The following is an 8,783-nucleotide window of genomic DNA, read 5'->3' on the forward strand; positions in this document are numbered from 1 at the left end:
GAACCCATGCGGGAGAGACGTAGGCCTTTGCCCTGCGGCTCTCCCTTTCTGTTTGGATTGGAGTGAGAACATGTTAAAGTTTATTTTAAAGAAACTGGCTCTCATGATCCCCATGCTGCTTCTCATCAGTATTATCGTTTTCTTCGGCTTACAGGCTACCGGTGTCGACCCCATCAACTTTATGGTCAGCCCGGAAACATTATCTGCAAACGCCGGAAACATTGATGCGCTGAGAGAGTCGCTGGGGTTAAATGACCCCCTTATTATACAATATTTCCGTTGGCTCGGGAATTGCCTGACTGGCGATCTGGGCTATTCCTTCAGCGGTACCCCTATCGCCGATACCATCGCTGTCCGTCTGCCCTATACTCTGGAACTGGCCGGTTATTCGTTGATTCTTTCGGCGATTATCGGCATCGGCATCGGTATCGTCTCCGCTATCCGTCAAAACGGCATCGTCGACTACGTCGGCCGCGTTTTTGCCGTTCTGGGCCAGGCGGTTCCGCAATTTCTGGTCGGTATTATCCTGATTCAGGTGTTCTCCATTAAGCTTGGCTGGTTTCCGGCGGCAAACCGGGTGAGTCCCGGAGCGACAAACGCATTCTGGGATGGATTTATCCACCTGTTCCTGCCGGTGCTCACGCTGACCATCGGCATGGTAGCGGTGTTGATGCGCTATGCCCGAAACACCATGCTGGACGTGCTAAGCAGCGATTACATCAAAACAGCACGCAGCAAAGGAATCCCCGAGTGGAAAGTCTACTTAAAGCACGGGTTCCGCAACGCCATGAAACCGGTGCTGGTCATTGTCATGTTCCGTATCCCCATGCTGATCGGCGGTTCCGTCGTCATTGAGAGCGTGTTTTCTTATCCGGGTATCGGGCTCACTATGACAAACGCCATCACTTCCGGTGATTACCCGGTGGTTTTGATTACAACGCTGATTATCGCGGCCGCCATGCTGATTTGTTCGTTTATGGTGGACGTATTAAACGCCCTGCTGGACCCCCGCGTCCGGTTGGGAGAATAACGGGAGGAGGAAAGAGTTATGAGTAGTCAAGTAAGTATCAAAGCCCAGAATAAAAGTGCTTCCTCTTCTTTGCTGAAACGCAATATCCGAAAATTCATGAACAACAAGCTGGCGCTGTTCGGTCTGATCGTTGTTGTGATTATGACGCTGGCCTGCGTCATCGGCGCCATTGCGGGCGTGGACTACGCCACCCCCGATCTGACCTCCATGAAATCCGGCCCCATGCCAGGGCATCCCTTCGGAACCGACACCATCGGACGCGATTTGTTCGCCCGTGTGCTGTACGGCGGCTGTTTCTCGATTCTGATCGGCGTATTCTGCGCCGTTTTAAGCTCGGTCATCGGCGCGGTTTTGGGCGCGATTTCCGGCTATTTCGGAGGATGGGTTGATAAAGTTATCGTCCGTATTTCGGAAATTTTTCAGGCTTTTCCCCAGCTCGTTCTGGTTATGATGCTGGTTGCAATCCTCAATAAGCGTGGACTTGGCAATCTGCTCTTCATCTTCGTCATCACCGGGTGGATGACCACTTTCCGTATGGTGCGAAATGAATTTTTGAGCCTCAAGGGAGAGACCTACGTCAAAGTCTGTGAAGCCTTCGGCATGAGCAAGTCAAACATCATGTTCAAGCAGGTTTTGCCTAACGTTATGAGTCCCATTATTGTGTCGACGACGACGAACGTTGCCTTCTTCATCTTGCAGGAAGCGGCCCTGTCCTTTATCGGACTGGGTGTTGCGGACACCACCCCTACCTGGGGAAATATCCTCAACGCGGCGAAGTCTGTTTCGGTCGTTACCGACCAGTGGTGGATCTGGGTGTTCCCGGGCCTTGCCATCAGTTTATTTGTCCTTGCCATCAACTTTTTGGGCGACGGCCTGCGGGACGTTCTCGACCCCAAACAGCAGTAAGGAGGCGGCAGTATGGATAACAGAGAAATCATATTAGATGTCAAAAAGCTGAACACCAGCTTTGTGTCCGACCGCAAGGAAGTCCGCATTGTCAAAGACGTGTCCTTTCAGTTAAAGAGGGGCACTGCTTTGGCTGTGGTCGGTGAATCCGGCTGCGGCAAAAGCGTTACCATGAACTCCATCATGCGGTTTACCGGCCCAAACGCTAGGGTATCCGCTGAAAATATTCAATATAACGCTTTAAAAGACGGAAAAATTATAGAACACCATTTGGAAAATATCAAAAAGCCAAACGGACCGGAAATGCGGGCTCTTCGAGGCCCCGATATGTCCATGGTATTTCAGGACCCTATGTCCAGCTTAAACCCCGTTTATAAAGTAGGGGATCAGGTGGCGGAGGGCCTCATCCAGCATACCGGTATGAGCAAAAAAGAGGCAAAAGAAAAAGTGCTCACGATGTTTCGGAAGCTGGGGATTCCCGATCCCGAGGAGCGTATCAATTGCTATCCCCATGAGTTTTCCGGCGGAATGAAGCAGCGGGTGGTCATCGCCATCGCCATGATATGTAACCCCGAACTCATCATCTGCGACGAGCCGACAACGGCTTTGGATGTGACCATTCAGGCGCAGATTATGGAACTTTTGAAAGGTTTGCAGATTAACGAGGGAAAATCCATTATCCTCATTACCCACAACATGGGATTGGTGGCAGAAATGGCCGACGAAGTCTGCGTCATGTACATGGGCCGGGTAGTGGAATTCGGAACCCTCGAAGATATTTTTGACCACACGGCCCACCCTTACACCCAGGCGCTTTTGAGAAGCGTTCCGGTGCTGGGATTGGCAGACGGACAGAAACTGGAGACGATCCCTGGCGCAACGCCCAATCCGGCGGATTTAAAAGAAGGCTGCGAATTCGCAGACCGTTGTCCCTACGCGCAGGAAAGTTGCCGGAAGGGCAAAATCCCCGCCTTTGAAATAGCACCGGGCCATCGGGTGCGCTGCCTGAGATACGATACCTTTCCGGAGGTGGATTAGTTTGAAAGCAAACTTTCAAACCCGGTTTTGTGCTTTTGCCGCCAATACGGCGGCGACAATTTTGCGGCGAAGCCGCAAAAACAGCCCAATTCCCAGAAAGGAATGGTTATTGAAATGAGTGCTGAGAAAAAAGAAGTAATTTTTAAGATAGAAAATCTGAAAACATGGTTTCCAATCACCAAGGGAGCTTTCAAAAAAGTTGTCGGCCATGTAAAGGCGGTGGACGACGTGAGCCTGGATGTCTATAAAGGAGAGACTCTAGGCATTGTCGGCGAGTCCGGCTGCGGCAAGTCCACTTTGGGAAAGACCGTCATGATGCTGGAAAAACCCACCGACGGAAAAGTCCTTTACAATTACGACGGCGAGTTTAAGGACGTGACAAAATTTAATAAACACGAGACGTTTGAGTTCCGCAAAAAAGTCCAGATGGTGTTCCAGGACCCTTATTCGGCTTTGAACCCTCAGAAAAAGATTTACACTTCCTTCGAGGAGCCTTTAAAAGTCCACGGCATCAAAACCCAGGAAGAGCGGGAAGCAGCCATGCAGAAGGTGCTCAAAATGGTCAACATTCAGCCCGATTATCTGATGCGTTACCCCCACGAGTTTTCCGGCGGTCAGCGGCAGCGGCTCTGCATTGCCAGAGCACTGGAAGTCATGCCAGACGTGCTCATCTGCGACGAGCCGGTATCGGCGCTGGATGTTTCGATTCAGGCGCAGGTTCTAAACCTGATGAAGGATATCCAGAAAGAACTGAATCTCACCTATCTGTTTATCGCTCATGATTTGTCGGTGGTTCAGTATATGTCCGACCGCATTGTGGTCATGTATCTGGGGAAAATCGTCGAAGTGGCCGATTCCAAAGCGCTTTACGACGAGCCTCTGCACCCTTACACCAAGGCGCTGCTGTCGGCGATCCCTGTGCCGGATATTCACAACGAGAAAAAGCGTCAGGTGTTGGAAGGAGAGGTTCCCAGCCCAATCCGCAAACCGTCGGGCTGTGCATTCCACAACCGCTGTCCCAACTGCATGGAAATCTGCAAAACGGTGGATCCCGCCATGCTTCACCGCGGTAAGGAGGGCCATATGGTCGCTTGCCACCTGTATGACGACAAGGTGGAGCGGGAGTCGTAAGATGCGGCTTTCAAAATCAAAAAATTTTGATGTAATTGTGGTAGGGGCCGGCATTGCCGGCATCCGCGCTGCGATCAAAGCGGGGGAGGCCGGGTGTTCGGTATTGCTTTTAAGCGGAGGTCCCATTTTTTCCGGTTCCAGCTTTTATCCCGGCACCTGGGGGTTGGGGCTCATCGGGCCGGAAAGCCCTGCCGACGAAGAAGATTTGGTACAGAGCATCCTCAAAGTCGGGTGCGGTATGGCGGATGAAAAGTTGGTGCGCAGCTTTGTTTCCGGCATCGGGCCGGCCATCTCTGAGATAAAGGGGATGGGAATTCGGCTCAAGGAAGCAAAAAAGCAAAATGAGAAGGATTTTATTCCCTGTTTCGACCATAAGCATCGGGCTTGGCACGGTATTTTGTTCGAGAGCGCAAAAGAGGTATTTTCTAAAAGGCTCAGCGAATTAACGGTGGAGCAGATGCCTTTCAGCGAGCTTTTAGAGATCACCAAAAGGGACGGTCAAATTACAGGTGGAGTAGTTTTCCAAAAAGGGAAGGGCATCCAGTGGTTTGGCTGTAAGGCACTGGTGTTGGCGACCGGCGGATACGGCGGATTATTTGAACGGCGGCTTACAACCAATGACGTAACGGGAATGGGCCAGTGGCTTGGACTGCAAAGCGGCTGTACCCTTATCAACATGGAGTTTATGCAGATGATGCCTGGTTATGTGACCCCCTGCTCCAAGACAATTTTTAATGAGAAGGCTTTTCGGTTTGTGAGCTTGTACGGGCAGGAAGGAAATAATTTGCTGGAAAAATTTCCGAATCAGTGGGAAATTCTCATAGAACGTTCAACTCATGGGCCTTTTACATCGCGGCTGCCTTCTCGGGAGGTGGATTTCGCCCTGGTGAAAGAGGGAGAAGTCAAAGTGGAGTACCAGCCAGAAATCCGGAACCATATGCCGGAGTTCATCAAAACCTACTTTGACTGGCTTTGGGAGCAAAAGCATTTGACCATCGACGACGAAGTCACGATTTCCATGTTTGCCCACGCGGCAAACGGCGGTATTCGCATCAGAGAGGACGCGTCTACCGAAGTGAAAGGACTGTTCGCCTGTGGAGAAGTAACCGGGGGGATGCACGGCGCGGACCGGCTCGGCGGATTGTCCACTGCCAATGGGCTGGTGTTTGGTGGAAGAGCGGGGAAATCAGCGGCGGATTATGCCAAAAGAACCGGCGTAGATCAAACCAAATACTGTTACTTTGATTTTTGGGAGATTCCTAAGAGGGAGATTATTCGAAAGGGAATGCAGACGATCATGACTGGGGCGGCAATGGTGGTTAGGGAGGGTAAAGCACTCACAAATGCAGTGGAGTCTATCGACACATTGATGGAGAGATGTATCCAAAAACCTACAACCGACCCTAAGGCGGCAGCGGCTTCCAGACGATTGTGGGGACAGCTCCATTTGGCTAGGGCGATCCTTCAGGCAGAGCTTTTGCGCAGCGAGAGCCGTGGCTCCCACTACAGAAAGGATTTTCCTGAACTTTCTGCGAATTTTGGACGGAGAATACAGATATGCTGGCGGGAAGGCGGCTTTCGGGTCGGTTTCGAACCTCAAGAATTTGAGAGGAGGGAAATAGGATGATTTATACGGATTTCAGTGACCTTTCCCGTTACTACGGGATATCCGAAAATTTGGATACCGCCTTGCGCTTTTTGCAGCAAAGCGATTTAAAAGCACTCCAGCCAGGGCGAAACGACGTGGACGGGGAGAAGGTTTATATCAACTGTTTTGAATATGAGACTTTGCCCTGGGAGAAAACTTTTTTTGAGGCCCATGAAGAATATGCGGATATCCATTTTCTTATTTCCGGGGAGGAAAATATCGGTATTTCGGCACCGAAAGTTCTCCGGGAAACCGAACGGGATCCCAAAGCGGATTTTATCGGCTACAAGGGAGAAGCGGAAACCCTTTGCAAGATGACCCCGGAAAAAGTTTTGATTGTGTTTCCGGAAGAAGCGCATATGGTAAAAGTTCAGCGGTGCGGCCCGATGACAGTTCAAAAGGCTGTTGTAAAAGTGAAGATTTAGGAGAAAGGTCTGACAATCATGAAAACTAATGAAAAATACTGCGGTATTATTCCGGCATTTTACGCCTGTTACGACGACAGCGGCCAGGTGAGCGCTGATCGGGTCAAGAAACTCACTCGATATTTCATTGAAAAAGGGGTAAAGGGTGTTTACGTCTGCGGTTCCTCCGGAGAGTGTATCTATCAGAGCAAGGAAGAGCGGATGGAAACCCTGAAAGCGGTCATGAGTGAAGCAAAAGGCAAGCTGACGGTAATTGCCCACGTTGCCTGCAACAATACGGAGGACAGCATGGAGCTTGCGGCGCACGCGGAGAAATTGGGTGTTGATGCCATTGCGGCCATTCCGCCCATCTACTTCCACCTGCCGGAATATGCGATTGCCCAATATTGGAACGATATATCATCTGCCGCCCCCAATACCGATTTCGTCATCTACAATATTCCACAGTTGGCGGGAGTTGCCCTCACCATGAGCCTTTTTAAGGAGATGAAAAAAAATCCCCGGGTGGTCGCGGTAAAAAACAGCAGCATGCCGGTGCAAGACATCCAGATGTTCAAAATGGAAGGCGGCAAGGATTTTGTTGTTTTTAACGGCCCTGACGAGCAGTTCATTGCGGGCCGGGCCATCGGCGCAGACGGCGGGATCGGCGGTACCTATGCTGTGATGCCGGAGCTTCTTTTAAAAGCAGATGAACTATTCCGCGCAGGAAACATGGCAGGGGCTCAGGCTGTGCAGTATGCCATTGATGAAATCATCTACGCTATGTGCACCTGCCACGGAAATCTCTATGCGGTGATGAAAGAAATTCTTCGTCGGAGAGAGAATCTGGACATCGGGACAGTCAGAAAACCTCTGCCAAACCTGATTCCGGAGGATATGCCCAAAGTGGCGAAATGTGTGCAAATGATCGACGAAGCGATCGAAAAGTATTGCTAGATGATTTAAAAGTGAAAAGAGCCTGCCATACGGCGGGCTCTTTTGCTGTTAGCGCTAAAAATAAAAAAGTCAGCAACCGAAACAGTTACTGACTTTTTTGGTGGAGATGATCGGGATCGAACCGACTACCTCTTGAATGCCATTCAAGCGCTCTCCCAGGTGAGCTACACCCCCAACGCAAATTAGTATACCATAAATATTTTTTAATTTCAAGGGGGTTTTCAAAAAAATATTTGTACCATAATTACGCTGACAATTAGACCAACAAAATCTCCCACTAAAGAGCAGACGGCGGTATGGCGGCTCTTAGAGATTTTAATTGCGCCATAGTAAACCGCGATGGTATAAAAGGTGGTTTCCGATGAACCCTGCATGACGCTTGCGACCCGTCCGATAAAGCTGTCAGGACCGTGCTCATTCAAGATGTTTTGGAAAACCGAAAGCGCGCCGCTTCCCGATAAGGGCCGGAGAAGGGCCAATGGTATAATTTCGTTTGGAATGTGGAGAAATTCAGTAAGAGGATGTAATCCATATGTAATGATGTCGAGAGCACCGGATGCCTGAAACATGCCAATACAGGTCATCAAAGCAATCAAGGAGGGGAGGATGTTCATGGAGGTTTGAATGCCTTGCTTGGCACCAGCGGTAAAAGCCGAAAAAACGTCTACATTTTTATAGAGACCATATATAATGATAAGACAGATCACGGCGGGCAATATAAAATTTGCAAACCATTCCATATCAGCAGCCTGCTTTCACGGGGAAAAGACGGTTACAAGTTTTAGCAGCAATCAAGGCGCAGGTGACAGAGATTACTGAGGTGACCAAAACTGCAGGCAGGATTTCCATTGGGCTTTTGCTGCCGGCATTCAGGCGAAGGGCAGCAATAGTTGTGGGGATCAGCTGAATTGAACAGGTATTGAGAACAACAAAAGTGATCATGTGATCGGACGCGACTTGTTTGTTGGATGAAATTTGCTGAAGTTTCTGCATGGCGGTAATTCCCAAAGGAGTTGCGGCGTTGCCCAATCCCAAAAAGTTTGCCGACATGTTCATACAGATGGCATCCAGAGCGCTAGAAGTTGCGTCAAGACCTTTAAATAATATTTTTGTTAGCGGCCTGAATAATTTGCTGAGTATTTTGGTAAACTGAGAAACAGAGGCAATTTCCATAATGCCGCTCCAAAAACAAATCGTTCCCAAAAGAGAAAGGGATAGTTTCACAGCTGCGCCACATTGCTCTATGGCAGCCTGAGAAACGGCATCTACTCTTCCCGTCAACACCCCAAAGACCAAAGAGACAAAAATTAATCCAGCGAAAAGCCACTTCATCATTATGTGAGTCCTCCTAAGTATTCTATAAAATATTCATATGTAGGAATAGATTTTGTTTATGAGTAGTAGTTTGAAAGTTTATCAAAAAATCTTTCAAAAACCTATTGACATCCTCCGAAGACTGTGATATTATAGATAAGCTGTCGCAAAACGAGGGAAAATGAAGAGGGGCAGCAAAAATGTCTCAGGGAACCAGTGTGAAGGCGAAAAAAGCGCTTGACATAGGGGAAGAGAGATGATATAATAGAAAGGCTTCGGAAGAGGGCATGTCCGGCGGAGGCGGGGGATGCAAAGGGAAGAGGCGCCTAAAGGGAAGGGACTGAACCGGCCGAGA

9 protein-coding genes and 1 tRNA gene are annotated in these 8,783 nt (G+C 49.5%); 7 read left to right on the forward strand and 3 right to left on the reverse strand.

Annotated elements, in window-relative coordinates; genetic code table 11:
• The first annotated feature begins 70 nt into the window (after window positions 1-70).
• The 7 genes from H8710_RS13020 to H8710_RS13050 all read left to right on the forward strand — a co-directional run bounded on the left by H8710_RS13020 (window position 71) and on the right by H8710_RS13050 (window position 7,114).
• A complete protein-coding gene (locus H8710_RS13020) occupies window positions 71-1,030 on the forward strand; it encodes an ABC transporter permease (RefSeq protein ID WP_249296277.1) in 960 nt (319 codons plus the stop codon).
• Window positions 1,031-1,048: 18 nt separating this feature from the next.
• A complete protein-coding gene (locus H8710_RS13025; protein ID WP_249296278.1) occupies window positions 1,049-1,936 on the forward strand; it encodes an ABC transporter permease in 888 nt (295 codons plus the stop codon).
• A 12-nt stretch (window positions 1,937-1,948) separates the two neighbouring features.
• Window positions 1,949-2,974 carry an ABC transporter ATP-binding protein gene (locus H8710_RS13030; RefSeq protein WP_249296279.1) on the forward strand — a complete coding sequence of 342 codons (1,026 nt, stop codon included), beginning with the start codon at window positions 1,949-1,951 and terminating at the stop codon, window positions 2,972-2,974.
• Window positions 2,975-3,088: 114 nt separating this feature from the next.
• On the forward strand, window positions 3,089-4,105 hold the full coding sequence (locus tag H8710_RS13035; protein WP_249296280.1) for an ABC transporter ATP-binding protein: 1,017 nt from the start codon (window positions 3,089-3,091) through the stop codon (window positions 4,103-4,105).
• Between the two features lies 1 nt (window position 4,106).
• Window positions 4,107-5,732 carry an FAD-binding protein gene (locus H8710_RS13040; protein WP_249296281.1) on the forward strand — a complete coding sequence of 542 codons (1,626 nt, stop codon included), beginning with the start codon at window positions 4,107-4,109 and terminating at the stop codon, window positions 5,730-5,732.
• Window positions 5,729-6,178, forward strand: coding sequence for a NanQ anomerase/TabA/YiaL family protein (locus tag H8710_RS13045; protein ID WP_249296282.1), 450 nt, complete (start codon window positions 5,729-5,731; stop codon window positions 6,176-6,178). Before H8710_RS13040 ends, H8710_RS13045 begins: the two co-directional genes overlap by 4 nt.
• A gap of 18 nt (window positions 6,179-6,196) precedes the next feature.
• Entirely contained in the window at window positions 6,197-7,114 is a 918-nt protein-coding gene (locus tag H8710_RS13050; RefSeq protein ID WP_249296283.1) for a dihydrodipicolinate synthase family protein, read from the forward strand.
• Window positions 7,115-7,212: 98 nt separating this feature from the next.
• Here the strand turns inward: H8710_RS13050 and H8710_RS13055 are convergent.
• From H8710_RS13055 to H8710_RS13065, 3 genes are all read right to left on the reverse strand, one after another.
• Window positions 7,213-7,288: transfer RNA gene (locus H8710_RS13055), tRNA-Ala, on the reverse strand.
• 47 nt (window positions 7,289-7,335) lie between these two features.
• Window positions 7,336-7,854, reverse strand: a complete 519-nt coding sequence (locus tag H8710_RS13060) for a spore maturation protein (RefSeq protein WP_249296284.1) — start codon at window positions 7,852-7,854, stop codon at window positions 7,336-7,338.
• A 1-nt stretch (window position 7,855) separates the two neighbouring features.
• The gene (locus H8710_RS13065) at window positions 7,856-8,449 is read right to left on the reverse strand and encodes a nucleoside recognition domain-containing protein (RefSeq protein WP_249296285.1); all 594 of its coding nucleotides are present in this window, start codon (window positions 8,447-8,449) and stop codon (window positions 7,856-7,858) included.
• Window positions 8,450-8,783 lie beyond the last annotated feature (334 nt).

Source organism: Fumia xinanensis (genome assembly GCF_014384905.1).
Classification (GTDB): Bacteria; Bacillota; Clostridia; order Oscillospirales; family Ruminococcaceae; genus Fumia; species Fumia xinanensis.

Bases quoted from the DNA above. Each gene is read 5' to 3' on its own strand.
- H8710_RS13020 (WP_249296277.1), top strand. From the start codon at position 71: ATGTTAAAGTTTATTTTAAAGAAACTGGCTCTCATGATCCCCATGCTG.
- H8710_RS13025 (WP_249296278.1), top strand. From the start codon at position 1,049: ATGAGTAGTCAAGTAAGTATCAAAGCCCAGAATAAAAGTGCTTCCTCT.
- H8710_RS13030 (WP_249296279.1), top strand. From the start codon at position 1,949: ATGGATAACAGAGAAATCATATTAGATGTCAAAAAGCTGAACACCAGC.
- H8710_RS13035 (WP_249296280.1), top strand. From the start codon at position 3,089: ATGAGTGCTGAGAAAAAAGAAGTAATTTTTAAGATAGAAAATCTGAAA.
- H8710_RS13040 (WP_249296281.1), top strand. From the start codon at position 4,107: ATGCGGCTTTCAAAATCAAAAAATTTTGATGTAATTGTGGTAGGGGCC.
- H8710_RS13045 (WP_249296282.1), top strand. From the start codon at position 5,729: ATGATTTATACGGATTTCAGTGACCTTTCCCGTTACTACGGGATATCC.
- H8710_RS13050 (WP_249296283.1), top strand. From the start codon at position 6,197: ATGAAAACTAATGAAAAATACTGCGGTATTATTCCGGCATTTTACGCC.
- H8710_RS13060 (WP_249296284.1), bottom strand. From the start codon at position 7,854: ATGGAATGGTTTGCAAATTTTATATTGCCCGCCGTGATCTGTCTTATC.
- H8710_RS13065 (WP_249296285.1), bottom strand. From the start codon at position 8,449: ATGATGAAGTGGCTTTTCGCTGGATTAATTTTTGTCTCTTTGGTCTTT.